This window comes from Tepidibacillus sp. HK-1 (assembly GCF_001748485.2).
Classification (GTDB): Bacteria; Bacillota; Bacilli; order Tepidibacillales; family Tepidibacillaceae; genus Tepidibacillus_B; species Tepidibacillus_B infernus.
In genome coordinates this window covers 13080-39627 of the sequence record NZ_BDGM02000015.1, presented here as the reverse complement: position 1 = coordinate 39627, position 26548 = coordinate 13080, and the positions used below count along the sequence as shown (strand labels likewise).

Below are 26548 nucleotides of genomic sequence, written 5' to 3'. Positions count from 1 at the left end.
ACCTCTCCTATCTCAAAACCATCTCATCAACTTATCCTACAACTATTTAATTACAGCTAATCTTTTTGTTTTTTCTTCAATTTCTTGAGGATCCACAGTGATTCTAGCAACTCCTGAGTCCATCGCTGCTTTAGCAACAGCAGCTGCAACTTTTGGTGCTACGCGAGGATCGAAAGCATCTGGAATCACATAATCGTCATGAAGTTCATTTTCTTCAATCAAGTTAGCAATTGCATAAGCGGCTGCAATCTTCATTTCCTCGTTAATCTCTTTAGCGCGAACATCTAGCGCCCCTCTAAAAATACCCGGGAAAGCGGATACATTATTCACTTGGTTTGGTAAATCAGATCGACCAGTTCCTACAATTCTTGCCCCTGCTTCTTTTGCCTCATTTGGGAAAATTTCTGGAACTGGGTTTGCCATAGCGAAAATGATTGCATCTTGATTCATGGATCTTACCATATCCTGAGTAACTGCACCTGCGACAGATACCCCAATAAAAACATCTGCCCCCTTAAGCGCATCTACTAATGAACCTTGGATTTTCTCATGATTTGTAATTTTTGCGATTTGTTCTTTCACAGGATTCATCCCATTAGGGCGACCTTCATAAATAATTCCTTTGGTATCGCACATAATCACGTTCTTTACACCCATACTCATTAACAATTTGATAATGGCAATACCTGCAGCCCCTGCTCCATTTGCAACGACTTTTATTTCTTCCATTTTTTTGTTAACCAATTTAAGAGCATTGATGAGTCCTGCCAAAGTTACAATTGCTGTTCCATGCTGATCGTCATGAAAAACAGGAATGTTTAATTTCTTTTTTAGTCTTTCTTCAATGATAAAACAATTTGGAGCAGCAATATCCTCTAAGTTTACACCACCAAAAGTAGGTTCTAATAATTTAACTGTTTCTACAATTTTATCCACATCTGTCGTGTTAAGACAGATTGGAAAAGCATCAACACCTGCAAAGTTTTTAAACAATACGGATTTGCCTTCCATTACTGGTAGTGCAGCTTCAGGACCAATATGTCCAAGCCCTAATACTGCTGTTCCATCAGATACAACAGCAACAAAATTCCCCTTCATGGTGTAATCGTAAGCTTTTTCTTTGTCATCATGAATAGCCATACATGGTTCAGCAACCCCAGGCGAATAAGCCAAACTTAAGTCATGGGAATTTGCCAAAGCAACTTTTCCATGCACTTCAAGTTTTCCTTGGTTTTCGCGATGCATTTTTAATGCTTCTTCTTTCAATGTAGACACAGATATTCATCTCCCCGATTATAATTTAGATGGTTGCTAAAAACTAGGAAGTGGTCTGACCACCACCATTATATCAAAAGATATTAGGATATAAAACTAAATTCTAATTTTTTCACAATTTTATTAAAGTTTTTCCTGCATAACAAAAGAGTTTTTACCTAATATTTCTTCAATGGTTTGGAATAATGATGGTCTTCCCTCTACCCAGTATTCCTTCGCTAGCTGTCGTGTTTTTTTATTTTTTTCATAAAAGAGGATGACTGGTATGGTTCCAGAGTTGTCTGCTAAGACTTGTTTCAATTGGTTTAGAGTTTTACTGTTTTCATTAGCTTCACTAATTTTAATCACCATTCTAGGGCTTGTTTTATGTTTATGATTTGACTGTTTTTTTATGTTTCTTTTTTCTTTTACTTGGGACAATAAAGTAATTTTTTCTACAATCAGTTTTGTTCGATGCTCTTGATGTTGAACTTTTCCTTGAACAAGAATTCCCTCATCCTTTACTAATTGGTTCCGATAGGTAGCATAAACTTTAGGAAATATCACCAATTCTAACAGATTTGAATCAACCTCTATTTGGCCAAAAGCCATTTGTTGCCCCTTTTTTGTCAAGATCAGCTTTAGATCATTTAACAATCCTCCGATTACAACAGAGGTTCCTTCGCTAAGTTGAACCAGCACATCGTAAGAATGTGTACTGTATTCATTTAGAATCTCTTTAAAGGCACTAAGAGGATGTGCTGATACGTAAATGCCTAAAACTGCTTTTTCCTTTTGTAATTGTTCCTGTTCTAAAAAGGGTGGAACCTCAAACCAATCAAAATCCTCTTCTTTTGTACCTACTTCTAAATCTGCAAACAAATGAATTTGCAAATCTTCCTGTAATTTCTTCTTTTTTTGAACCCTTTCGATCAAATCATCCAAATTAGCCATCAGTTTTGCCCGATGAATCCCAAATCGATCTAATGCACCGCTTAAAATAAGCGATTCTAACGTTTTTTTATTACACACCTTAGAATCAGCCTTCATACAAAAATCGAAAAGTGAAGAAAAAGTCGAATGTTTTTGACGTAGTAGAATGATCGATTCAATCACTTGGATACCAATATTTTTAATGGCTGCTAGACCAAATCGAATTTTCCCATCCTGGACAGTAAAGCTAGCATCACTTTGCAAAAGATCTGGAGGCAAAATTTCAATCCCCATTTTCCTGCATTCATCCGTATACTCTGCTATTTTATCTTGATTACCCATCGATTCAGAGAGAAGGGCTGTCATGAATTCTACTGGATAGTGTGCCTTTAAATATGCGGTTTGAAAAGCAAGCACACCATAAGCAACTGCATGGGATCGATTAAAACCATAGTCTGCAAAGCGAACGATCAAATCATATACTTCATTTGCTTTTTTCTCTTCAATTCCGTTTTGAATGGCACCATGAACAAAGTGATTTCTTTCTTCTAATAAAATCTCCCTTTTCTTTTTACTTACAGCCCTTCGAAGCAAATCAGCTTCACCTAGACTAAAACCAGCCATTTTCGATGCAATTTGCATGATCTGTTCTTGATAGACGATGATTCCATAGGTATCTTTTAAAATCGGCTCTAAACTTTGGTCTGGGTATTGAACGGTCTTTTTACCATGTTTTGCCTGAATATAGTCTGGAATAGATTCCATTGGGCCAGGGCGGTATAAAGCTAAAATCGCTACAATATCTTCAAAATGGCTAGGTTTTAGCTCTTTTAACACTTTAGTTACTCCAGGTGATTCTAATTGAAACACCCCTTTTGTATGTCCCTGACTCAACAATTGATAGGTTAATGGATCTGAATCATCTAAATGATGCAATTGAATTTGTTTATTTCTTGATTTTTTGATCCAAGCCAATGTTTTTTCGATAATCGTGAGATTTTTCAATCCTAAAAAATCCATTTTTAACATGCCTAGTTGTTCTAAGATTCCCATTGGATATTGGGTTAAGGAAACCTTCTCTTGCCCCTTTTGTAAAGGGGTATATACCGTTAATGTTTGGTCAGCAATGACAACTCCAGCTGCATGGGTAGAATGGTGCCTTGGCATTCCCTCAATTTTCATAGCAATCTGGATCAATTCCCTCATTCGTTCATTTTTCTGATAAAGCTCTCTTAATTCATCAACTTCTGTCAATGCTTGCTCCAACGTAATCCCCAATTGGGAAGGAATTAATTTGGCCACTTTATCCACTTCGATATAAGGAATATTTAATACCCTACCCACATCGCGAATCGCTGCTTTTGCAGCAAATGTACCAAACGTAATAATCTGTGCAACTCGGTCATGTCCATATTTTTTTGAAACGTATTGGATCACCTCGTCACGTCTCTCATAATTAAAATCAATATCTATATCTGGCATACTTACTCGTTCAGGGTTTAAAAAACGTTCAAATAATAACCCATACTTTATCGGATCAACATTTGTGATCCCAAGGACATACGCAACCAAGCTTCCTGCAGCTGATCCTCTCCCAGGTCCTGTCATAATTCCCTGTTGATGGGCAAATTTCATATAATCCCAAACGATTAAAAAATAATCGGCAAATCCCATTTTTTCAATGACCGCTAATTCTTTCATTAATCGTTTTTGTAGCTGATCAGTAATCTGCTTATACCTTTTTTGTAATCCTTTTTGTGCCAACGCTTTTAAATATTCTTCTGCACGAATAGAAGATGGTAAAGGGAATTTTGGTAAAGCCAATTGATGAAATTCGATCGTTACATCACATCGATTGGCAATATGAACTGTATTTTCAACCGCACCTTTTACAGTTGCAAATAGCTGGTTCATCTTTTCTTGATCTTTTAAATAAAATTCCTTTGTAGGAAGTTTTGCCTGCTCTGATTGATCTAATGTATGCCCTGCTCCAATCGCTTCTAATACTTCTTGTATCAATGCATCTTCTTTCTCAATATAATGTACGTTATTTGTTGCAACCAATGGGATTCCCGTTTCTTCACTTAACTGAATGAATAAAGGATTCACTTGTTTTTGTTCAGGTAATCCATGATTCTGTATTTCTAAGTAGAAGTGATCGGTACCCAACAATTTTTGATATTCAAGTGCGGTTTCCAGTGCTTTTTTATATTGTTGTTGAACCAAATATTGACTAATTTCACTAGTTAATCCACCACTTAAAGCGATGATTCCTTCATGATACTGTTGCAATGCTTTCTTATCGATAGTGGGTTGAAAAGATGAAGATTCTAGATGAGAAATAGAAACAAGTTTCATTAAATGCTGGTACCCTAGATTATTTTCAGCAAGAAGTACAAGCGGGAAGCCGTTCACTAAGATTTCTACACCGATAATTGGTTTGATCCCAGCAGTTTGACATGCTTTATAAAAAGGAATCACACCATACATACCGCTATGATCGGTAATGGCTAAAGAAGTCATCCCTAAGTCTTTTGCCTTATTTACTAGCGGCTCAATTCGACAAGCTCCATTTAATAAGCTGTATTCTGTATGTACATGAAGATGGACGAATTCCACCATTTCTACCATCGTAATTTCTCCTTCATAAAAAACTTCTAATCATTCCTATTATACCTTTTTCGTCAAGGTAGCCTATGTTTTATACACTACGTTTTTCATTCATGTTCTTAAGGTTTTTTCCATAAGTTTAAGTATAAAAAGGTTTGTATATTCTAACGCGGTAAAAAAAAATGATTATATGTTAGAGGGGATTAAGATGCAAGAATTTATCAGAAATCTCTTTATGAATTATTTTGTTGCCTTTGGCGTCATGATTGGAGGTTCTCTTTTTGGCGGATTAGGCGCATTATTTACAAAACAGCCTCCGATCCATACCATGATAGACTTGTCAGATAAATTGCGTATTTGGGCACTAGTTGTTGCTCTTGGAGGAACGTTTGATTCATTTAAAATACTTGAAACAGGTGTACTGGGTGGGGACTTATCACCGATGATGAAACAAATCATCTATATTATTATGGGATTAGCAGGTGCCTACTCAGGAAAATTAGTCATCGTTTTGTTAGCAAAAGGGGATATTACATCATGAGATATATTTCCTGGGTACTTCATAAACCATTGATCCGCACTTTGTTATTTTTTATGATGGGAATTTACTTTGGTATGTTCATTGCATTATTTTTACATGGCAACCAATTAGACCAACTTCATATTAAAAATGCTCAGTTGCAAAAAGAATTGAATGATAACAAATTATATATCAGTAGTTTAGAACAAGAAAAAAAAGAACGAAAACAAAACCAATTGATAAGGATCGTTACTTTCCATATTGAAAATAAGTTAGATCCATTCGACGAAACCGCCTTGTTGGAAACATTAACGGCTGAAATTCGTTTTCTTGTAGGTAAGAATGTAATAGAGGTAGGAAAAAATCCTGAATTTATCTACCAGCTGCTAAATAATAAATCATTCAAAACAAAGGATAAAACTTTTTTAGTCAAGGTAAAGATTATATATATTCAATCGACGACAGAGATCTGGCTATCTGCCCATGAACAAGATTCATAATCCTGTGAAATTTTACTTTGTAGGTCGCAAAAACGTTTAACCTTGTGTAAAATAGGTATAAGTGTTATTCTGATTTCTTTTGTGGGGTCCCATTATGATAATGAAAAGAAAGTAGTACTTTCTTTAATGATTAAAAAGGAGGGAAAAGAAATGGTAATAAATCGCAAAGAGATTGCTAGGGGAAAGGTAGCAGAAATTAAAAATGGTTTCTCTGCGTTTGCTGAAACACAAGAGGTCATCTCATTAGTTAAAAAAATGTTAGAAGAAGAAAATATTTCTGTTCATATTGATGAAACAGAAAAAGGTTGCTGGTTTATTCCCGTCAAAGCCGATGAATAGCAAAAAAGAATCTACCTAATAAACCCGACATCTCTTCCTATGAAATGTCGGGTTATCTTGATGGTTAACGTTCTAATACTTGAGAAGTAATCATGGCCTTACTCACCAATTGGTTCTTATGATAGACTTCTACATCGACCTTCCCAAATTTACGGCTAACTTCGATCACTTTAGGTCGTATTTCGATCTCACTTTCGATTTGCACAGGTTTTACAAAATAGATCATTAAATTTTCAGGGACAAGATCTCCTTTTTTATGGTGCCTTAATACACGATGAGCTGCTTCTGTAATCAGGCTAATAAGGGGTCCGCTTGATAATGCCCCCAACTGGTTTGTCATTTGCGGATTTACTTCTCCAACAAAGATAATCGAGCCATCTTCTATTTTACGTTCCTCAAATTGTTTATTCACCAAGTCATCAATCTTTTCTCCAATTTGCGGCTGTTTTTGAATATACTGTAAACCCTTAATCACATCTTGACGACTAATCACTCCAATCAGACGACGGTAAGTATCTACGACTGGTAGCAACTCAATACCTTCCCAAACCATCATATGGGCTGCTGAAGCAACAGAGGTTTTTGCTGTAACAGAGATTGGGTTTTTGGTCATCACTTTATCAATGGGGACTGAAGATTCCTTCCCCACAATATCCTTTGGCGTGACAATTCCTACTAATTTTAATTGATGATCTACAACAGGAAAACGACTATGATGGGTTTTCTCAACTAAACGTTGCCAATCACCAACGGTCTGATCATCATTCAAGTAAGTCACTTCAGCCTGTTCAGGAATAATATCTTCCACCATGACAATCTCTTTTTTAATTAAACGATCATAAATTGCGCGATTGATCAAAGAAGCGACAGTGAAGGTATCATAGCTTGATGAAATAATCGGTAATTCCATTTCATCTGCCAACTCTTTAACCTCTTCGCTTGTATCAAATCCGCCAGTAATAAGAACAGCTGCTCCTTGTTTTAATGTAAGTTTATGTGCTTGAACCCGGTTACCTACAATCAATAGGTTGCCAGGATCAACATATTTCATCATATCCTCTAATTTCATCGCGCCAATCACAAACTTATTTAGGGTTTTATGTAAGCCTCCCCTACCTCCTAAAATCTGTCCATCCACAATATTAACCACTTCGGCAAAAGTTAACTTTTCTATATTTGCTTTTTGTTTCATTTCGATCCTTACTGTCCCAACCCGTTCAATCGTACTTACATATCCTTGATTTTCTGCCTCTTTAATTGCCCGATAGGCAGTTCCTTCACTAACTTCTAGTTCTTTTGCCATCTGTCGTACAGAAATTTTTGTCCCTACTGGAAGTTCTTCAATATATCTTAGAATCTGTTCATGTTTTGTCGTCAATCTTTTCACCCAAACTTTCTTAAAAATAGCTGTTCTAACATCAGCTATCATTTCTGTTATAATCAATTATAACAAAAAGAATGATTTGGATTCAATGAAGACAAAAGGCATTACGCTTTTTCGTAATGCCTTTTAGAAGATTGTAAGAGATGTTGTTCTTTTCTCCAAAGCCGAACCTTTTCTAAGTGTGCTAAGCGTATTCTTTTCTCCTCATCTAATCCTAGCAAATGGTCTAAATGAGAACCTAGAATGAGTAATGCAAAGAAGAACCAAACGATACTAAAGGCTTTTGCCAAACTAGACGAATCAAATAAGGGAACCCTTGGAATCGCGTAAAAAATAACAGCTAATGTGAGAATGAGATAAATAATCGTTTTAAATATTTTCATTTTAATCCCTCCCACATCCAATGTATGTCCAAAGATGGTAAAAAAGAACTAAAGCTTTATCCACTGATTCATTGGTATGACTTCGCTATCCATCCCTTTGGCTTTTAGGCGAGCAACGAACTGCTCTGGATCCTGTTGAATGACTGGGAATGTATTAAAATGAATTGGTACCACCTTTTTCGCTTTAATCCATTCTGCTGCTAGCAGAGCATCCTCTGGCCCCATCGTAAAATTATCTCCAATCGGTAGAAAGGCAATATCAAGTTGTTCGTTTTCTAATAACTTCATATCACCAAATAGCCCGGTATCACCTGCATGATAGATCCTTTTTCCATCCATCTCCACAACCACACCACTTGGCATACCGAGATAGACGATTTGTTGATTCGCTTCATTCACAAATCCTGAGCCATGAAATGCTTGGGTTGCCTTAACACGACCAAAAGGAAAAGCAAAACTTCCACCAATGTGTAATGGATGGGCCTTCACACCTTGCCATCCCATGTAAGTGGCTAGTTCAAAGGGGGCAATAATGGTAGCATCATTATTTTTGGCTATTTGTACAGCATCGCCAATATGATCTCCATGCCCATGAGTAAGATAAATATAATCTACCTTAATTTCACTTACAGAAACTTTTGCATGGGTATTTCCCGTAATAAAAGGATCAATGATTAGAGAGCCTTTTTGTCCCCTTAATTCTAGACAACTATGTCCATGATAACGAATTTCCATTCTTTCCACCCTTTCTATGATTTTTTATAAATTTTTTCTAATGGTTCAGTTAAAATTCGATTGATATCTACAAATAACATGCTTAGCCTTTCTTCTGCATCAAGTAATTTCTTAATCTCTGGATTTGCACTTAAGTTTTTATATAATTGGTTAGTCTCTTCAAGCTCATGCTGTTCAATGGGTAAGCCTTTTAGTTGTTTTTCTTGCATGCCAAACTGTTTCCTGCGAAATTCTTCAATCAGCTTCATCTGATCCGGATTTGACATCACTTTTATTGTTAATTCCTTCACCGTCTTATAATTTTCGTTTTCTTCAATCACTCTCGCTAGTTCATAGGCCTTGTCATAAGGATTTGACATGATACTTCCCTCCTTTTTTTCTTTTTATATATATTTATCGTTTTCCATCTTAAAACCTTTTTTATTTAAAGAAAAGAAACAAAACCCCTTGGAAAAGCCCGATAAATCCCCCTAATACTCCTCCAAGATAAGTAATCATCTTTAATTCTCGATTGGTAATCTCCAAAATCATTTTTTCAAATTCTTCTAAAGAAAAAGCGTTAACTTCGGTCTTCACTACCTCTGCAATCGATAAATAGGAAAAGATCTTGTCCATTTTTTCTTGAAAAAGCTCAAAAAACCAATGATAGGCTCTTTCTAAAAAGTTATGTTTATTTAATAGATCAATCACTTGCTGGAAGGGGAGATTCTGAGCCTTCTCCAATCCTTTTTCTAAGATCTCCTCCAATTGCGTATGTAAGATAGGGTCGAAGTCATCTAGCCAATCGCCAATCGGTTTCTCTTTCATTTGGTTCCACTCATTAACTAAAAAAGTTTGAAAAACTTGCTGTGTATCAGGCTTTTCAAGTATTTGATCAAAATAGGATAAAAGTTTTTGCTGAATTTGTTCGCCTTCTAACAGCATACCAGCTAAAAAACTAATCATTCTTTTGCCTTCAAATAATTGTTTAACAATCGAATCAAGCCAAACTTTTCCCTTTAATGAGTGTAGAAAGTCTTTAATTTCCTGAATAAACATTTGGGAAAGCTGTCCTAAACGATCTTCAATTTTGATTAAAGCTGGTTCAGATAAGAAGTCTACTAAGGATTTTGCCCTTACCTCATCTCTAGATAAATAATCTAGAGCCTTTTGTTGAATCATCCCTTTTATCTTTGCCTTCCATTCCTCAGATAAGAATGGGTTCATCATCTCTTTGACTGTTTGATTCTGTTGAACCAACTCCTGTATGTTTAGCTGTAATTTCTCTAATAATTGGTTCCTGATTCCCGATTTTTCAATAAATTGTTTTAACCCTTCTGCGGTAAATAAATAGTTCTCAACCATATGTCCCAGTTGTTCTGCAATCTCACTTCTTCTTTTTGGAATCAAACCAGGGGTAAAAGGAACTTGCCAGCTTCCAATCTTCCATGATTTGAATGGTCGAAATAACATTTTGATCGCTAATGCATTGGTAAAAGCACCAATCAACGCGCCTATTCCTATAGATATCATAATGAAAAACATAAATAATTCCCTCTTTCTATGTGACCTTAGCCTAACACCATGTTAGTCACCTAAACATATTATGAATTAGCTTATTTTGCTTTGGCACAACCTAAGGAAGGGGATGAAAAACATGACAGTATTGGCCATTCAAGTAGAGGAACATGAAATCAAAAACAATATCATCTATGTGAATCCAAAACTGATCAGTCAATTAAACCTTCCACTTCAAAAACCATTTTCTATTTCCTTTGGCAACAAAAAAACTGAGGTGATGGTAAGAGTAAGTTCAAACTTCAGTCATTTGTTAAGAATCCCTTCTTCTATCGCTACAAAATTATTAATACCAAATGGTTTACAAATCCATGCTCGATACGATACAGCAGAAGGCCTTAAATTAGGACCCATACTTGGCATTCTCGTTCAGCATATCGACTCCTCACACCCACAAGCACCCTTTGGGAAATTAACTACCTTTTGTGAGGAAATTTCCATGGTATCAAAAAGCAAAGGATTATTAACCTATGTTTTTACAATGAAAGATATCAACAAACAAACACAAAGTGTGACAGGGTGGGTACTTAAAGACAAACATTGGCTAAAACATATTTTTCCTATTCCCAATGTTGTTTACAACAGAATATCCTCACGAAACATTGAGAAATCCTTAAAAGAATCGATTACAAACTTAAAACAACAATACCATCTTCATTTCTTTAATGAACATTTCTTGAATAAATGGCAAGTCTACGAAATATTAAAGCCAACCCCCATCCACTCAATGATGCCAGAAACGAGATATTATAAAGGAATCTTAACTATAAAAGAGATGTTAGTCAAATATCCTATCCTTTATTTAAAACCAACAAATGGTGCATTAGGACGGGGGATTATCAGAATCGAAAAGCAAAATAATCATTTGTTTATCGTCCAATATTCCCGTTCCCAAGGTTCGATTACCCATACTTTTCATTCTATCGGGCAAATGTTTAAACACTTACAACCCAGACTAAATACAGAGCCTTACTTGGTTCAACAAGGCTTACCACTGATTCAAATTGAAAAAAGACCCATTGATTTCCGCATTCTCACTCAAAAAAACAAATATGGAAAATGGGCGATCACCTCGATGGTTGCTAGAATAGCCAGTGATCAACATTTTGTCTCAAATTTGGCTCGTGGTGGCACACAAAGTGGTGTAATGAAAACGATCCGTTTGTCTGATTCTGTGAAAGACAAAAAAATCTCTAAGCAGAGATTTAGAACCCTTGCATTAGCGATTGCACAACATCTTGAAGAATCATCCACAGGAAATTTTGCTGAGTTTGGAATTGATCTCGCCTTAGACACAAACGGAAATGTGTGGCTTTTAGAAGTTAATTCAAAACCTTCAAAAACGGAAGAATCTCAATTAAATGGACCAAGGCCATCTGTGATGCAACTATTAAAATATGTGCTTTTTGTTTCCGGATTTAAAAATCATTTGAAAACAAAAATAGGGAAAAAACGCTTGAAGTCAGGTGGAAACCAATGAATAAACCAATATTAGGTATTATGGTGGGGAAAATAAAAAATCGTCTATTCCTCGAAAAGGGTTTTTATCAAAACCTTCAACTAATAGGAAAACAACGTAATATACTGGTTTATGTCTTTTATCCCGATCAAATCGATTGGAAAAATAAACGAGTACGAGGATTTCAATTTAATCTACCTTCAAAAAAATGGGTGGAAGGTTGGTTCCCCATTCCCCATTTTGTTTATGACCGGATTTTTACGGATTATAGCAAATATAGACCTTATATTGAGCGAATGAAAAAGGAAAAACAAATCACCTTCCTTAGTGAAGCTTTACATGGGAAATGGCAACTCTATCAAATTCTATCAGCGAATCCAATCTATAAGGAACACCTTCCTAAAACAGCTATTTTTAAAGGAGTTCAACAATCATTTACGTGGTTAGACCACTTCCCTATCATCCTCAAACCCATAAGTGGTAGTCATGGTAAAGGAATCATCAGGGTTCAAAAAAAACATCATCAATATGAAATGGTTGGACGTAATCAAGCCAATCAAAAAATTCAACAAATATTTCTCAATCGTAGCCAATTAAGTCAATGGATATTAAATTTTATCAGTGGAAAAAAGTATATTATTCAGCAATATTTAGACCTTACTACAAAATCAAAACAGCCCTATGATATTAGAGTCTTAGTCCAAAAAAACTATGTTGGAATATGGGAAATCACAGGAATGGCAGCAAGAATAGGCGACTCCACCAATATTACTTCTAATCTCCATGGTGGTGGTACAGTTCAACCAGTAAATAAACTGCTTCTTGAAGAGTTTGGCGTAGCAAAAGCGAATAAAATTCAAAACCTTATTTCATCACTGTCTGAAAGCATTCCACCTTTTATCGAATCGATTCATGGTCATTTATTTGAAGTAGGCCTGGATTTAGGTATCGATCGTCAAGGCAAGGTATGGGTGATTGAGGCTAATTCCAAACCAGGTCGCCAAGTTTTTTCTTTATTAGGCGAGTTTGAGTTAAGTAGAAAGTCAATGACTCAACCGATTGAATATATGGAATTTCTATCTAAAGAAGGTGGTTCCTATTTTAGTCAACATTAAAACAGTTGATCAGCATAAAGACACGATCTGGCTTTCAAAATCTTTATTGCAACAACTTCATTTAACACCTAATCAAACCATCCCTATTTATTTTGGCTTAAAAGAGCCGATCATGGTTCGTGTTCTTCAACACCAATCTAATCAAGATTTACTTCTCATTTCGTCTTTAATCGAAAAGAAAATCAAACTGCCCTATCACAAAAAGCTCATGATCAAGCGTGATCACCGTGGTCTACAAATTGGGCCAATTATTGGGATTTTAACTTCTGCTTATTCAGGGACGGATTTTCTGGAATCACTGAAACACTTTCGACATCCCTTTAGTAAATTCTTTTTTGACCTATTAAAAAAAGAGGGTTCTTATCCAGCCTATTACTTTGTATTTCAACCAGGTGCCGTCAATTGGCGAGATAAAACGGTTAAAGGAATTTTTCTATTCCCAACAGCGAATCAAAAAAAAACATGGGAATATGCTACCATTTCTTTACCAGACGTTGTATATAATCGTGTCTTGAATCGAGGAAGTGAACAAAATCAATCTGTACAACACTTTAAACAACAATATCTTCAATACGGAGGAAAACTATTTAATTATAACTTTTTTAATAAATGGGAGATCAATAAGATCTTAGCTAACGATCCTACAATAAAAAGTTCTATCCCAGAGGCGCATATTAATCCCTCTCTTCCTTTGTTAAAAAGTATGCTTAAGAAATACCCGATCGTCTATTTAAAGCCTGCTGGAGGAAGCTTAGGCAAGGGAATCTACAAAATAACAAAAACCAACAACGCGTATACGCTTCAATTTAGAAATAGACAGTTCAATCAATCATTTGATTTTAAACAAATAAATGCCCTTTTTACCTTTCTAACCAAACAGCCAATTAGACTTAACCGTTATATTATTCAGCAAGGAATCACTTTAGTTGAATATCAACACAGGCCGGTCGATTTTAGGGTACAATTACACAAAAATAAAAGGAATCAATGGAAATTGATTGCAATCGGTGCAAAAGCAGCAGGAAAAGGTAGTGTAACTACCCATATTCGAACAGGTGGCCAACTGATCAATGCATCGGAATTTATAAAAGAAATCTTTAAACAGGATACTTCCTATGTGCTTGAAGAAATACAAAGTAAAAGTATCCAGATTGCTAAATATTTAGAACAAAACCTAAATCAACCCCTTGGTGAATTAGGATTAGATGTAGGTGTAGACAAAAATCATCATGTTTGGCTTTTTGAAGTCAATTCAAAACCAGGTCGTTCTATTTTTAAGCATCCAAGTTTGAAACAGGCAAATGAGGAATCGATTAAATCTTTGCTTGAGTATCCGATTTATTTATCTGGTTTCTAGATAAGTTTGTATATTCCAACACGCTCCGTTGTCCGTGTATTTCTTTTGAATGAAAAAATAAAGTAGCAGGGAGGGGTATAAATTTATGAATTCATCACATTACGCTTGGGTTCGAGTCTCATCTATCAAACCTTGGAAATTAATCCTTCCTCACTATAATCAAACCGCTAAGATTTCGTCGATGGCCTACACAATCGGCCATAATAACCAAAGTAAATCTTTCATTATCAGTTCTAAAAAAAATGTCTCCGATCTTAGAGGAGCATTCCCTGTACGTGTAATCAAAAAAAATCTTCAATATAAAATTGGCCCAATCGTTGGTATTCTAACTACAAGTGGCTTCAAAACATTCAGAGGAAATCGAAAGAATTTTATCGACATCATCCAAACAGGGATTAAAACAGGAGTGCTAGTTTATGTATTCACTCCTGAATCAATAGAACAAGGATCAAAAACAGTAAAAGCTCACCTCTATTATCCTGAACAAAAAAAATGGGGTTCTGTCTCAATGCCTCTACCAGATGTAGTATATAATCGTATTCCCACAAGAAGAGAAGAACGTTTACCTATCGTTCAACAAACGATTCAATTTTTAGAAACTGAAGGAATTCCCTTTTTTAATCCCCATTTTTTCAACAAATGGTCCCTTTATCAATGGATGAGTGAATCACAAGAACTTGCACCGATTTTACCAGAAACAGCGATTTTAGAAAGGAATCGTTTACAAAACCTATTAAAAAAATATCAAATGCTATATCTTAAACCGATTCATGGTAAAGCAGGAATTGGATTTATGAAGGTTCAAAAAAAAGATAACTTATTCAATCTAACGTATCAAGCCCAACAAATTACCTATCATCAGCAATTTGTTGATTTTAATCACTTATGGAAAAAGGTAAAAAAACTAGCAAGTAACAAAGAGTATATTATTCAGCAAGGGATCCATTTAAGCACATACCAAGGAAGACCTTACGATATCCGGGTACTTGTTCAAAAAAATGGTAAAGGTCAATGGCATATGACAGGAATGGGTATACGCGTTGCTGGAGAGCAAAGTATTACAACTCATGTACCTCAAGGTGGTTATATTCAATCTGTCGATACTGTTTTTCACGAAACCTTTGGCAACGAATTAACTGAGAAATGGAAACATAAAACTGCTCTTTTAACGACAAAAATTGCTCAACACATTGAAAAAAAGGTAGGACATTCATTAGGAGAAATGTCGATGGATTTAGGCATCGATAAAAACGGAGATATCTGGTTTTTTGAGGCAAATGCCAAACCCATGGAATTTGATGAACCTAATATTCGTCAAACCTCATTACTCAGATTGTTGCAATATTTTAGATATTTGTCTGGATTTGTTCCAAAAGAGGTGAAATCATGAGAAAGGTGAAGATAAATGCCTCTGTACCAGAACGCTTCAAACAACCCTTAATCCGTTTTATCAATAAATATGGGGATGGACATATTACGAGGAAAGCAATAGAGTGGTTAAAGAAAACCCCTTTTCAAAAGCTTAACCAAAGCAATGGCGATCTGATTCATGTCATCTTAGAGGGAAAAAAAATTATAGGTGTATTGGCCATTGCTCGTTTTGGTCTAGATCAGGCAATCATTGTGGTTCACCCAGAGGTTCGAAAACAAGGGGTAGCCTATCAATTGGTAACAGAAGCATTAGAAGATATTGATCGATACTATGTAAAAGTAGCTAATGATAATGTACCAAGCTTGAAGCTATGCTTTGCCGCTGGAATGAAGGCCTTTGACCTAACAAAGGGTCCAACCGGAAAACCAACCTTTGTCTTAGGCATTGGAAACTGGGATGCAAGCGAATGGGCTCAAGAACAAAAATGAGGAGAATTTTGCTCCTTATTTTTGTTTCATTTTCTTTTTATCTATCTAATCACACAGCTTTTTAAACGATGCATAATTTACCATGATTCTTACCACACTATAACTAATAAGCATTTTTAGGAAGTGGTCGGATGTCAATCTGGAGATGGATCAAAAAATTACACAGAAATCCCAAGACTTCAAAGCCTGATGCAAATACTCAAACTCAATCTAGTATTCAACCTATCTCTAGTCATCTTGAAAAAGCCATTCAGGAGATTACGACAGATTTAGGGAATAGTCCTGATATTATCGTTCGTCGTTTTATTTTAGGAAAAGAAAAAGGGGTTTCTGCTGCCCTTATTTATACAGATGGTCTTGTTAGTAACGGCGATATCAACGACTTTTTAAAAACCCTATTCACCCAATATCCAAGTGGCCAAATCTCCTTATCTCCTATAAATTTTATAAAAGAACAACTCTTAAATATTGGCGATGTGAAAATAGCACAAGATAAAACGCAAATCATCAATGAAATTCTTAGGGGTTCAACAGCAATATTAATCGATCGAGAAAATAAGACGCTGATTGCCAGCACCAAAGGATGGGAAAATCGGGGGGTCACAGAGCCTGATAACCAAGTGATTTTACGGGGACCACGAGAGGGTTTTACAGAAAATATCCGCACCAATACGGCTTTAATCCGTAGAAAGATACCTAGTTCTAAGTTAAGGCTGGAACAAATGCGTCTTGGAACCATAACGGAAACAAGTATTGCCATCATGTATATTCAAGGAAATGCAAACCCTGAAATCGTTGAAGAAGTAAGAAGACGACTTATCAAAATTAAAATCGATGGTGTTTTAGAAAGTGGCTATATTGAAGAATTTATTCAAGATGCACCATGGTCTTTGTTCCCAACAGTTTACAATACAGAACGGCCAGATATCGTCGCAGCTCAATTATTGGAGGGAAAAATAGCCATCCTCGTCGATGGAACTCCTTTTGTTTTAATTGTTCCTGTAACGATCCCTATGTTATTTCAAGCAGCAGATGATTATTATATGCGTTCTGCTATTGCTTCATTATTACGACTCTTACGAATCGTTACTTTTTTAATCTCAATGACCTTACCTTCCCTCTATGTAGCAGTGACTACCTTTCACCATGAGCTATTACCTACAACGATGCTCATTAGTCTTGCTGCTCAGCGAGAAGGAGTTCCATTACCTGCTTTTATTGAAGCCTTATTAATGGAACTAACCTTTGAGGTATTGCGTGAAGCAGGTCTTAGAATGCCAAGAGCAGTAGGACAAGCAGTCTCAATTGTTGGTGCACTTGTATTAGGTACAGCTGCAGTGGAAGCAGATATTGTCTCAGCCGCCATGGTCATTATTGTTTCAATGACAGCGATTGCTGGTTTTACTACACCCGTCGTAGATATCGCAATCGCTGCCAGGATCATTCGCTTTGGCTTACTTATTTTAAGTGCAAGCTTTGGTTTATTTGGCATTTTATTTGGTTTAATGGTGATTGTCATTCATTTAGTTGGCCTTCGTTCCTTTGGTATTCCCTATTTAAATGGTATTGCCCCATTTAATCTTAGCGATCAAAAAGATATTTTTGCACGAGTACCATGGTTTATGTTGTTAACTCGCCCTCGCTTATTTAGCCAAGCAAATGAAGTGAGGGAAGATACGGAGATGCCTAAACCACCTAAAGGTCATCAACGTATGAACAGAAAGGAAGATCAATCATGAAGAGAAAGAAAATGATGATACTTCTCATTATGATTATATTCACTTTATTGACGACTAGCTGTTGGAATCGACGAGAGCTCAATGAAATTGCGATTGTGATAGCTGCTGGTGTTGATCCTGGCCCCAAAAAAGGGGAAATCACCTTGGTCTACCAAATTATAAACCCTTCATCTATCTCAGGAAAGCAAGGGGTAAGTAGCTCAATGACTCCGTTTATCACATTAAAAACTTCTGGAAGAACGCAGTTTGAGGCAATTCGCAAGGCGACAAAGGAAATGTCTAGGAGATTATACTTCGCCCATCTCCAAGCATGGGTGATCGATGAAAATTTAGCAAAAAAAAGCGGTGTCAGAGATTTCCTTGACTTATTATATCGCGACCCGGAAATTCGTGAAGACATTCCAATTTTAATTACAAAAAATTGCAAGGTAGAAAGTGTCTTATCTACCCAATTTCCGATCGACTCTGTTAATGGGATTGCAATTAAAAAGCATCTGGAAAGCACCCAAAAGTCTGGTAGTTTTACTCGTCAAGTGGAGTTAAGAGAATTGATCAATATGTTGACAAGTCCAACAAGGAGTGCAATTGTTCCCTATATCTTTGTCTCGAACCCGATCAATCCAAAAAAGGATACCTTAGAAGCAACACAAGCATCAAAACAGGAATCAGTGATCAAGACTGAAGGATTTGCTGTCTTTAAACAAGATAAGGTGATTGGTTATCTAAATAGCGAGGAAGCAAGAGCAGTTCTTTGGGTAACCGATGAAATTGATAAGACTGTCATCGTTGTTCCCTATCAAGGAGAAGACCATTCGATTGAAATCATAAATTCTAAAACAAAAATAAAAACAACATTGATTCATGGCAAGCCTGAGGTTAACTTAGAAATAAAAATCGATGCCAATGTTGGATCTGTCCTAGGCCCCATTGATTTAACGAAACAATCGGTGATTAAAGACTTAGAGAAGGCTACCAATGCTACAGTCAAAAAGAACATAGAGCATGTTCTGAAAAAGGTGCAAAAGAGCTATAAAGTTGATATTTTTGGTTTTGGTGAAGCCTTTGAACGCCAGCATTCAAAAGAATGGAAAACCTTGAAAAAAGACTGGGAAAAGGAATTTGTCGATTTAACAGTTCATGTTAAAGTGAATACAACAATAGGAGAAATAGGAATGAAAAATAAATCATTCCAAATCGAAATGAAAGGAAATAAATGATGGTTGTAGGATTAGGTTTTTTGATCATCATCATCTCTTACCGACAAGTGAAGAATCTCTTGGTGAAAAAACAAAAGAGGGATGCCTATGTATATCTAGGGTTAATGGCGATTGCAGCTTATCTATCGATTGGTAAAATGTTAGATCTCTACATTCCCAATCCAACCAATGGCTTAAGACTAATTTTTCAACCAATCAAACATTGGATAGATAAGCTATTAAGCTAACTTACTTCTATATGGAGGAACCACTTATGTTAGAAAATGGAGTGATCAATCGGTTTCAACTATGGTTATTAGAGGTTAATTTTACCATTGGTAGTGCTTTGCTGATCATACCTTCAACCATCGTTGCTAAATCAAAGCAAGATGGTTGGATCTCGATGTTCTTAGGAACACTTTTGGCAATTGGTTTAACTTATATTATGGTTTCTTTAGCTGAACAATTCCCAAATCAAACCCTAGTTGGAATTACAGAGACGCTTCTTGGAACAATGTTGGGGAAAGGTATTGGTTTGCTTTATGCTTGGTTCTTTCTCCATCTTTCTGCACTTGTCATGCGGAATGCAACTGATTTTGTCACAACAGCTATTTTCCCTGAGACACCAATGATTCTCTTCAGCATAATGGCGGGAGTATTACTCTATATGGTCATAAATCAAGGAATTGAAGGAATAGGGCGTTCCAATGAATTTTTTTCTCTTTTTACATCAGGAGGATTTTGGATCACCCTCTTTTTACTGATTCCTGAAATGAAATTTAAAAATGTGTATCCCATCTTTGCAGAGGGTTTTAAACCTGTATTAAGGGGGACCGTTCCTACCCTTGGTTTTCCCTTTGCAGAAACGATTGCATTTTTAATGATTCTCCCATTTGTGAATCAACGAAAACGAATCAAATCTGTTTTTATCAGCGGAGTAGTCGTAGGTGGCTTATCTTTATTTTTTGTGGTATTAGGTACGATCCTTGTTTTAAATGTTCGCCCAACCGAAATGTCCCTTTTTGCTACATTTAATATGGCTCGATTGATTGATGTTGGAAGATTTTTAACAAGAGTGGAAGCAGTTATTGCTTTATCCTATATGTTAATGATCTTTATAAAAATGACAATCAGCTTTTATGCAGGAATATTAGTAATCGCTCAGGTGTTCCATTTATCTGATTATCGTCCTATTGTCATGCCATTAGTCTTTATCGTGGTTGCTTTATCTGTCATTCTAAATAAAAATATTGTTGAAACCTTTGAATTTGCTACAACGACATGGACACCTTATGCCCTATTGTTTGGCTTTGTAATCCCATCCATCTTGTTAGCAATCAGCTATTTTAAACAGAAACGGTTATAAAAAAGATAATAGATAAAGAAGGAAAAAAACGAGGAAGCCAGTTTAAATCAGGCTTCCTCAACTAATGCTTCGTTTTTTTGTTTACGATACAACCAATTGATTTGTGACTCGAGGAACGAGAATTTGTTCTGCTCTTTTTACTTGTTCCTCTGTTGGTGGTTTCACACCAGGCAATGGTTCTGGTAAACCAAGTTTTTCCCATTTGTATTTTCCCATTGTATGATATGGCAATACTTCTACCTTTTCTACGGATGAGATTGTATTGATAAATGCTCTTAAAGCTTGAAGATCTTGGGTTTTATCGGTGATTCCAGGTACAAGCACATGACGAATCCAAAAGGGGATTTTTTGCTCATGTAAATACTTTGCTAATTGTAGGGTCCATTCATTAGAAACCCCTGTAATCTGCAGATGCTTTTCCGCTGAGATATGTTTGATATCTAGTAAAACTAAATCGGTATAAGCGAGGATTTCTTTGGCATCTTCCAAGCAAACAAACCCTGATGTATCAATTGCTGTATGAATTCCCTCTTCTTTACAACGCTTCAGCAATTCGATAACAAAATCTTTTTGCATGGTGGCCTCTCCACCAGAGATGGTAACCCCTCCATTAGAAAATTTCATATAGGGGATGTATTTTCTAATGTCTTTCATTAACTCTTCTACTTCGGTTTCTTTTCCATCTTTCAACTGCCATGTATCAGGATTATGGCAATATTGACAGCGAAGAGGACAGCCCTGCATAAAAACGACAAATCTGATACCAGGGCCATCTACAGTCCCACAGGTTTCTACAGAATGAATATACCCTTTCATTGCTATCACATACTTTCGTGAAATGTTCGATGAATGACATCTAATTGTTGTTCTCTAGTTAATTTGGTAAAGTTGACCGCATATCCAGATACACGAATCGTTAATTGTGGATATTTTTCTGGATGATCCATTGCATCTAGTAATAATTCTCGGTCAAAGACGTTTACATTCACATGGTGCCCTCTTTGATAAGCATAACCGTCTAAGAGCGCAACTAAATTGGAATTACGACTTTCTTCTTCTTTTCCCAGTGCTTTTGGCACGATCGAGAAGGTATAAGAAATTCCATCTTGAGAATGTTCGTAAGGTAGCTTGGATACCGAGTTGAAAGAAGCTACAGCACCTTTTATATCTCTGCCATGCATTGGATTTGCTCCTGGTGCAAAAGGTTCTCCTGCTTTTCTTCCATCAGGCGTATCCCCTGTTTTCTTACCATAGACGACATTGGATGTAATGGTTAAAATCGACATGGTTGGTAATGCGTTACGATAAGTTTTATTTTGACGTAATTTATTCATGAACCTTTCCACTAGCTCTGAAGCTATGCTGTCAACACGTTCATCGTCATTTCCAAATTTAGGATAATCTCCTTCAATTTGATATGAAATCGTTAAGCCATTTTCATTACGTACAGGTTTTACTTTTGCATATTTAATCGCAGATAAAGAGTCTGCAACAACGGAAAGCCCGGCGATTCCACATGCCATCGTTCTTAAGATATCACGGTCATGTAATGCCATCTCAATCCGTTCATAAGAATATTTATCATGCATGTAGTGGATTACATTTAAAGTCTTCATATAAAGATTAGCTAGCCAATCTAATACTTTGTCATAACGTTCCATCACAGTATCAAAATCAAGTACTTCGTCGACAATTGGCTCAAAATAAGGCCCAACTCTATCGCCACTCTTTTCGTCTATTCCACCATTGATCGCATAGAGTAATGCTTTTGCAAGATTTGCCCTTGCACCAAAGAATTGCATTTGCTTTCCTATCCTCATGGCAGATACACAGCAAGCAATCCCATAATCATCACCATATTCTGGTCGCATGATATCGTCGTTTTCATATTGGATGGAACTAGTATCAATCGAGACTTGAGCACAGAATTTTTTAAAGTTCTCTGGTAACTGAGTGGACCATAATACCGTTAAATTGGGTTCTGGTGCAGGTCCCAAATTATATAAGGTATGAAGAATACGATAAGAGTTCTTGGTAACTAAATGTCTACCGTCCTCACCGATTCCACCGATGGATTCCGTTACCCAAGTTGGATCACCACTAAAGAGTTCATTATACTCTGGAGTACGGAAAAATTTAACGATACGAAGCTTAATAACAAGTTGGTCAATCATTTCCTGAGCTTCTTCTTCAGTGATCAACCCATTTTGAAGGTCTCTTTCAAGATAAATATCTAAGAAGGTTGAAATTCTGCCAATACTCATAGCTGCCCCGTTTTGCTCTTTAATAGCCGCTAAGTAACCAAAATAAAGCCATTGTATTGCTTCTTTTGCATTGGTTGCTGGTTTTGAAATGTCATAACCATAAGATAATGCCATTTCCTTTAATTCTTTTAATGCACTAATTTGCTCCGTTAATTCTTCGCGAAGGCGAATCGTATCTTCAGACATAAAGTCATCTTCTGTTGCCGCTTTTTCTTGTTTTTTCTGTTCGATTAAGAAATCGACTCCATATAATGCCACACGACGATAATCCCCAATAATTCTGCCTCTACCGTAAGCATCTGGTAAACCGGTAATAATCCCAGTTTTTCTCGCCTTTTTCATTTCTTCTGTATATGCATCAAATACCCCTTGGTTATGGGTTTTACGATACTTCGTAAAAATCTCCTGAACCTTTTCATCCATTTCATAGCCATAGGCTTCACAAGCAGCCTCAATCATGCGAATACCGCCCGTTGGATGAATAGAACGTTTAAAAGCTTCGTCAGTTTGTAATCCTATAATCACTTCTAAATCTTTATCGATAAATCCTGGACCATGGGAGGTAATCGTAGATGGGGTTGCCGTATCAACATCTAGTACTCCCCCATTCTTTCTCTCTTGTTCGATTAAAATAAATACTTTGTCTAATAGTTTCTTAGTACGATCAGATGGCCCTGCTAGAAAACTTCCATCCCCATCATATGGTGTATAGTTCAATTGAATAAAGTCTCTAACATTCACCTCTTCCATCCATTTACCTGCTTTAAATCCAGCCCAAGCTGGAATTACTTTTTCACTGATCATTAGTATTCAGCCCCTTTTAAAATCTTATACAATTCCTTTTCCTTGAAAAGCCTCTCGGTAAATCGTTGCTAGTTCACTTACAAGTGGATATCTTGGATTTGCTGTTGTACATTGATCTTCAAACGCTTTTTCTGCTAACTCTTCCACTTTCGCTTCGAATGTTTTCTCATCGATTCCTGCTTCTTTAATGGTGAGTGGCATATTTAATTCTTTTGCTAACTGAATAATGGCTTCAATTAAACTTTGCACTCCTTCTTCTGTTGTTCTCGCTTTTAATCCTAGCATTCTAGCAATTTTAGCATATCTTTCATTGGCAATAAAGTGATCGTATTTAGGAAATGAGACAAATTTAGTTGGCTTTGTTGCGTTATAGCGAATCACATAGGGAAGAAGAATTGAATTTGCCTTACCATGCGCAATATGGAATTCTCCACCTAATTTGTGAGCTAAGCTATGATTGATACCAAGGAATGCGTTAGCAAACGCCATACCCGCGATACAAGAAGCATTATGCATTTTTTCTCTGGCCACTTTATCATTGGGATTGTGGTAGGCTTTTGGTAAATATTCAAAGACTAATTGGATTGCTTTCATTGCAAGTGCATCCGTATAATCATTCGCCATCACCGAGACATATGCTTCAATCGCATGAGTGAGTACGTCCATACCAGTATCGGCTGTTACACTCTTTGGTACTGTCATCACAAAATCTGGATCAATAATCGCAACATCTGGTGTTAATTCATAATCTGCAAGTGGGTATTTAATATTATTTTTCTTATCTGAGATCACCGCAAAACTAGTTACTTCTGAACCTGTACCTGATGTTGTTGGAATAGCAACCAATTTTGCTTTTTCACCAAGTTTAGGGAACTTATAAACTCTTTTTCGAATATCCATAAACTTTTGTTTCATATGCTCGAATTTTTCTCCAGGATATTCATAGAATAGCCACATGCCTTTTGCTGCGTCCATTGCTGAGCCACCACCTAGAGCAATAATCACGTCTGGTTGGAATTGACGCATCAATTCGGCTCCTTTTAAGACGGTTTCTACAGATGGATCTGGCTCTACTTCAGAGAAGATTTCGCTATGCACGTAATTTTGTCGTTTTCTTAGATAATATAAGACCCGATCCACATAACCTAATTTCACCATCATGGGGTCAGTTACGATTAATGCTCGAGAAATCTCAGGCATTTTTTCTAGATATTGAACAGAACCACTTTCAAAGTAGATTTTGGATGGAATTTTGAACCATTGCATATTTACTTTTCTCCTAGCTACCTTTTTAACATTAATTAAATTGACAGAGGATACATTATCTGTTGTTGAATTCGATCCATAAGTGCCACACCCTAAGGTTAAGGATGGAATATTGGCATTATAGATATCCCCAATCGCTCCATGAGTTGATGGTGCGTTAACAATGAGTCGGCCTGTTTTAATTCGACTAGCAAATGCTTGAATCACTTCATCATTTTGACTATGAATCACAGCAGAGTGACCCATCCCGCCAAACAAGACCATTTCTTCAGCTCGCTTAATTCCTTCATCCACATTTTTTACTTCATAGTAAGCAAGAATTGGGCTAAGCTTTTCTCGAGAAAGGGGGTATTCTTCTCCTACTCCCTCTAGCGGAACAACTAACATCTTGGTTTCTTTTGGTACTTGAATGCCTGCTTGCTCTGCAATGTTTATAGGTGATTGACCAACAATCGATGCATTTACTGCACAAGTGGTTGGATTGATTACAAGTTTCTCAAGTTTTTTTATTTCTTCTTTGTTTAAGAAGTAGCAATGATTTTCCATCATATATTGTTTAACCGTTTTTGCTATTTCCTGATCTACAATAACTGCTTGTTCAGAAGCACAAATCATTCCATTATCAAAGGTCTTGGAAAGAATTAAATCGGTTACCGCTTGTTTAATATTGGCTGTTTTTTCTATATAACAGGGTACATTACCTGGTCCCACACCTAATGCAGGTTTTCCTGTACTATAAGCAGATTTGACCATCCCTGAACCACCTGTTGCTAATACAAGCGCAACGCCTGGATGATTCATTAATAATTGTGTTGCTTCAATCGAAGGCGTTTCGATCCATTGAATACAATCTTTTGGAGCACCAGCTTTTACTGCTGCATCCCGAACAACTGTTGCAGCTGCTACGCTACATTTCTGTGCAGAGGGATGAAAAGCAAAGATAATTGGATTTCTTGTTTTCAAAGAGATAATTGCTTTAAACATCGTTGTAGATGTTGGATTGGTTACCGGTGTAACCCCTGCGATAACACCCACTGGTTCTGCTACTTTAAAGTAGCCTTCTAGTTCATTTTCTTCGATGATCCCTACCGTCTTGTCATACTTGATACTGTGGTAGATGTATTCTGTAGCGAACAGATTTTTAATGATCTTATCTTCATAAATTCCTCTTCTGGTTTCCTCAACTGCCATTTTAGCAAGTGGCATATGTTGATCTAATCCAGCTAAAGCCATTTGCTTTACAATCTCATCAATTTGTTCTTGATTCAATTTCATCATTTCTTGTAAAGCGATTTTAGCGTTTTTTACTAATTCATCAATTGTAGTCTGAACCATCTCTTTCCCTTCATCTTGCATCTTTTCATTTTGATGATTTGCTTTCTCAAGCACTTTTTCCATTATGCTCTCCTCCATTTTTAATGTGAATAAATACACAATAAATTGTAACAAGCAAAAGAATTAAAATGTTCATTTGTTTCTAAAATATTAAATAAACCTACTTATAACAACAACTTATCAACTATAAATGGCGCCTTCAAATTTATATAGGTTTAATTATTCTGTTTTATTGTGAAATATTTCACATGTTATTGTTGTTTTTATCTTAATATGTATTAACTCTATACACAAAGTTGATTTAACGAAATTAGAGCAATTTATCTTCAATTTAAACCGTTTACACTCGTTTTCTTTTTATTTTTAATGGATCATGTTTGTTCACCATTTGTTCAATAAATAGCCCATAATAGTATAAGAAAAGGTTTGTATATTCCATCGCGCTCCGTCATCCGTGCCCTTCTATGAATAAAGATTACGGAGAGAAGGGCACTTCTGAAGGCACACAAAGTGTACAAGTCGTGCTACACAGCTAAAGCTGCTAGTCACGCTATGTCGCAGCTTATGGAATA

General features: G+C 36.3%; 22 protein-coding genes. 12 read left to right on the top strand and 10 right to left on the bottom strand.

What is annotated here, in order from left to right; all coding sequences use genetic code 11:
• Positions 1-42: 42 nt before the first annotated feature.
• Entirely contained in the window at positions 43-1275 is a 1233-nt protein-coding gene (gene ystJ, locus BEN26_RS09030) for an NADP-dependent malic enzyme (RefSeq protein ID WP_304650438.1), read from the bottom strand.
• 123 nt (positions 1276-1398) lie between these two features.
• A complete protein-coding gene (locus tag BEN26_RS09025; protein ID WP_308789536.1) occupies positions 1399-4818 on the bottom strand; it encodes a DNA polymerase III subunit alpha in 3420 nt (1139 codons plus the stop codon).
• 187 nt (positions 4819-5005) lie between these two features.
• On the opposite strand from BEN26_RS09025, the gene BEN26_RS09020 reads away from it, so the two are divergent.
• The 3 genes from BEN26_RS09020 (at position 5006) to BEN26_RS09010 (ending at position 6156) form a co-directional block, all read left to right on the top strand.
• A complete protein-coding gene (locus BEN26_RS09020) occupies positions 5006-5338 on the top strand; it encodes a YtrH family sporulation protein (RefSeq protein WP_068722625.1) in 333 nt (110 codons plus the stop codon).
• Entirely contained in the window at positions 5335-5817 is a 483-nt protein-coding gene (locus tag BEN26_RS09015) for a sporulation membrane protein YtrI (protein ID WP_069797770.1), read from the top strand. The genes BEN26_RS09020 and BEN26_RS09015 overlap by 4 nt, the downstream gene beginning before the upstream one ends.
• Before the next feature lie 150 nt (positions 5818-5967).
• Positions 5968-6156: a YtzJ family protein gene (locus tag BEN26_RS09010; RefSeq protein WP_068722619.1), complete on the top strand. Its 189-nt coding sequence runs from the start codon at positions 5968-5970 to the stop codon at positions 6154-6156.
• 64 nt (positions 6157-6220) lie between these two features.
• On the opposite strand, the gene BEN26_RS09005 is transcribed toward BEN26_RS09010, so the two are convergent.
• The 5 genes from BEN26_RS09005 to BEN26_RS08985 form a co-directional block, all read right to left on the bottom strand.
• A complete protein-coding gene (locus tag BEN26_RS09005; protein WP_068722617.1) occupies positions 6221-7534 on the bottom strand; it encodes a DRTGG domain-containing protein in 1314 nt (437 codons plus the stop codon).
• Between the two features lie 110 nt (positions 7535-7644).
• Complete coding sequence (locus BEN26_RS09000) at positions 7645-7923, bottom strand: hypothetical protein (protein WP_069797772.1); 279 nt, start codon at positions 7921-7923, stop codon at positions 7645-7647.
• A gap of 48 nt (positions 7924-7971) precedes the next feature.
• Positions 7972-8658: a metal-dependent hydrolase gene (locus BEN26_RS08995; RefSeq protein ID WP_069797774.1), complete on the bottom strand. Its 687-nt coding sequence runs from the start codon at positions 8656-8658 to the stop codon at positions 7972-7974.
• 14 nt (positions 8659-8672) lie between these two features.
• Positions 8673-9017, bottom strand: coding sequence for a YlbF family regulator (locus BEN26_RS08990; protein ID WP_069797776.1), 345 nt, complete (start codon positions 9015-9017; stop codon positions 8673-8675).
• A 61-nt stretch (positions 9018-9078) separates the two neighbouring features.
• Complete coding sequence (locus tag BEN26_RS08985; RefSeq protein WP_069797778.1) at positions 9079-10182, bottom strand: DUF445 domain-containing protein; 1104 nt, start codon at positions 10180-10182, stop codon at positions 9079-9081.
• Positions 10183-10294: 112 nt separating this feature from the next.
• Between BEN26_RS08985 and BEN26_RS08980 the strand changes: the two genes are divergently transcribed.
• The 9 genes from BEN26_RS08980 (at position 10295) to BEN26_RS08940 (ending at position 20307) form a co-directional block, all read left to right on the top strand.
• Positions 10295-11695, top strand: a complete 1401-nt coding sequence (locus BEN26_RS08980) for a YheC/YheD family endospore coat-associated protein (protein ID WP_069797780.1) — start codon at positions 10295-10297, stop codon at positions 11693-11695.
• Complete coding sequence (locus BEN26_RS08975; protein WP_069797783.1) at positions 11692-12789, top strand: YheC/YheD family endospore coat-associated protein; 1098 nt, start codon at positions 11692-11694, stop codon at positions 12787-12789. Before BEN26_RS08980 ends, BEN26_RS08975 begins: the two co-directional genes overlap by 4 nt.
• Positions 12764-14146: a YheC/YheD family endospore coat-associated protein gene (locus BEN26_RS08970; protein WP_069797785.1), complete on the top strand. Its 1383-nt coding sequence runs from the start codon at positions 12764-12766 to the stop codon at positions 14144-14146. Before BEN26_RS08975 ends, BEN26_RS08970 begins: the two co-directional genes overlap by 26 nt.
• A gap of 85 nt (positions 14147-14231) precedes the next feature.
• Positions 14232-15536: a YheC/YheD family endospore coat-associated protein gene (locus BEN26_RS08965; RefSeq protein WP_084818713.1), complete on the top strand. Its 1305-nt coding sequence runs from the start codon at positions 14232-14234 to the stop codon at positions 15534-15536.
• Positions 15533-16006 carry a GNAT family N-acetyltransferase gene (locus tag BEN26_RS08960; RefSeq protein WP_069797787.1) on the top strand — a complete coding sequence of 158 codons (474 nt, stop codon included), beginning with the start codon at positions 15533-15535 and terminating at the stop codon, positions 16004-16006. Before BEN26_RS08965 ends, BEN26_RS08960 begins: the two co-directional genes overlap by 4 nt.
• 131 nt (positions 16007-16137) lie before the next feature.
• Complete coding sequence (locus BEN26_RS08955) at positions 16138-17745, top strand: spore germination protein (RefSeq protein WP_069797788.1); 1608 nt, start codon at positions 16138-16140, stop codon at positions 17743-17745.
• Positions 17742-18962: a Ger(x)C family spore germination protein gene (locus BEN26_RS08950; protein ID WP_069797790.1), complete on the top strand. Its 1221-nt coding sequence runs from the start codon at positions 17742-17744 to the stop codon at positions 18960-18962. Before BEN26_RS08955 ends, BEN26_RS08950 begins: the two co-directional genes overlap by 4 nt.
• Positions 18962-19189: a hypothetical protein gene (locus tag BEN26_RS08945; protein WP_068722595.1), complete on the top strand. Its 228-nt coding sequence runs from the start codon at positions 18962-18964 to the stop codon at positions 19187-19189. Before BEN26_RS08950 ends, BEN26_RS08945 begins: the two co-directional genes overlap by 1 nt.
• Before the next feature lie 26 nt (positions 19190-19215).
• Complete coding sequence (locus BEN26_RS08940; RefSeq protein WP_069797792.1) at positions 19216-20307, top strand: GerAB/ArcD/ProY family transporter; 1092 nt, start codon at positions 19216-19218, stop codon at positions 20305-20307.
• An 81-nt stretch (positions 20308-20388) separates the two neighbouring features.
• Here the strand turns inward: BEN26_RS08940 and pflA are convergent, their stop codons facing one another.
• The 3 genes from pflA to adhE are packed head-to-tail and all read right to left on the bottom strand — an operon-like array spanning position 20389 to position 26039.
• Positions 20389-21123, bottom strand: coding sequence for a pyruvate formate-lyase-activating protein (gene pflA, locus BEN26_RS08935; protein WP_069797794.1), 735 nt, complete (start codon positions 21121-21123; stop codon positions 20389-20391).
• A 5-nt stretch (positions 21124-21128) separates the two neighbouring features.
• Complete coding sequence (pflB, locus tag BEN26_RS08930) at positions 21129-23375, bottom strand: formate C-acetyltransferase (RefSeq protein ID WP_181482257.1); 2247 nt, start codon at positions 23373-23375, stop codon at positions 21129-21131.
• 24 nt (positions 23376-23399) lie between these two features.
• Positions 23400-26039, bottom strand: a complete 2640-nt coding sequence (gene adhE / locus BEN26_RS08925; RefSeq protein WP_181482256.1) for a bifunctional acetaldehyde-CoA/alcohol dehydrogenase — start codon at positions 26037-26039, stop codon at positions 23400-23402.
• Positions 26040-26548: the final 509 nt, after the last annotated feature.

Bases quoted from the DNA above. Each gene is read 5' to 3' on its own strand.
- BEN26_RS08980 (WP_069797780.1), top strand. From the start codon at position 10,295: ATGACAGTATTGGCCATTCAAGTAGAGGAACATGAAATCAAAAACAAT.
- BEN26_RS09010 (WP_068722619.1), top strand. From the start codon at position 5,968: ATGGTAATAAATCGCAAAGAGATTGCTAGGGGAAAGGTAGCAGAAATT.
- BEN26_RS09025 (WP_308789536.1), bottom strand. From the start codon at position 4,818: ATGGTAGAAATGGTGGAATTCGTCCATCTTCATGTACATACAGAATAC.
- BEN26_RS09015 (WP_069797770.1), top strand. From the start codon at position 5,335: ATGAGATATATTTCCTGGGTACTTCATAAACCATTGATCCGCACTTTG.
- BEN26_RS08995 (WP_069797774.1), bottom strand. From the start codon at position 8,658: ATGGAAATTCGTTATCATGGACATAGTTGTCTAGAATTAAGGGGACAA.
- BEN26_RS08965 (WP_084818713.1), top strand. From the start codon at position 14,232: ATGAATTCATCACATTACGCTTGGGTTCGAGTCTCATCTATCAAACCT.
- BEN26_RS09000 (WP_069797772.1), bottom strand. From the start codon at position 7,923: ATGAAAATATTTAAAACGATTATTTATCTCATTCTCACATTAGCTGTT.
- pflA (WP_069797794.1), bottom strand. From the start codon at position 21,123: ATGAAAGGGTATATTCATTCTGTAGAAACCTGTGGGACTGTAGATGGC.
- BEN26_RS08950 (WP_069797790.1), top strand. From the start codon at position 17,742: ATGAAGAGAAAGAAAATGATGATACTTCTCATTATGATTATATTCACT.
- BEN26_RS08975 (WP_069797783.1), top strand. From the start codon at position 11,692: ATGAATAAACCAATATTAGGTATTATGGTGGGGAAAATAAAAAATCGT.
- BEN26_RS08940 (WP_069797792.1), top strand. From the start codon at position 19,216: ATGTTAGAAAATGGAGTGATCAATCGGTTTCAACTATGGTTATTAGAG.
- BEN26_RS08985 (WP_069797778.1), bottom strand. From the start codon at position 10,182: ATGTTTTTCATTATGATATCTATAGGAATAGGCGCGTTGATTGGTGCT.
- BEN26_RS08945 (WP_068722595.1), top strand. From the start codon at position 18,962: ATGGTTGTAGGATTAGGTTTTTTGATCATCATCATCTCTTACCGACAA.
- BEN26_RS08960 (WP_069797787.1), top strand. From the start codon at position 15,533: ATGAGAAAGGTGAAGATAAATGCCTCTGTACCAGAACGCTTCAAACAA.
- pflB (WP_181482257.1), bottom strand. From the start codon at position 23,375: ATGATCAGTGAAAAAGTAATTCCAGCTTGGGCTGGATTTAAAGCAGGT.
- BEN26_RS08990 (WP_069797776.1), bottom strand. From the start codon at position 9,017: ATGTCAAATCCTTATGACAAGGCCTATGAACTAGCGAGAGTGATTGAA.
- BEN26_RS09020 (WP_068722625.1), top strand. From the start codon at position 5,006: ATGCAAGAATTTATCAGAAATCTCTTTATGAATTATTTTGTTGCCTTT.
- adhE (WP_181482256.1), bottom strand. From the start codon at position 26,039: ATGGAAAAAGTGCTTGAGAAAGCAAATCATCAAAATGAAAAGATGCAA.
- BEN26_RS08955 (WP_069797788.1), top strand. From the start codon at position 16,138: ATGTCAATCTGGAGATGGATCAAAAAATTACACAGAAATCCCAAGACT.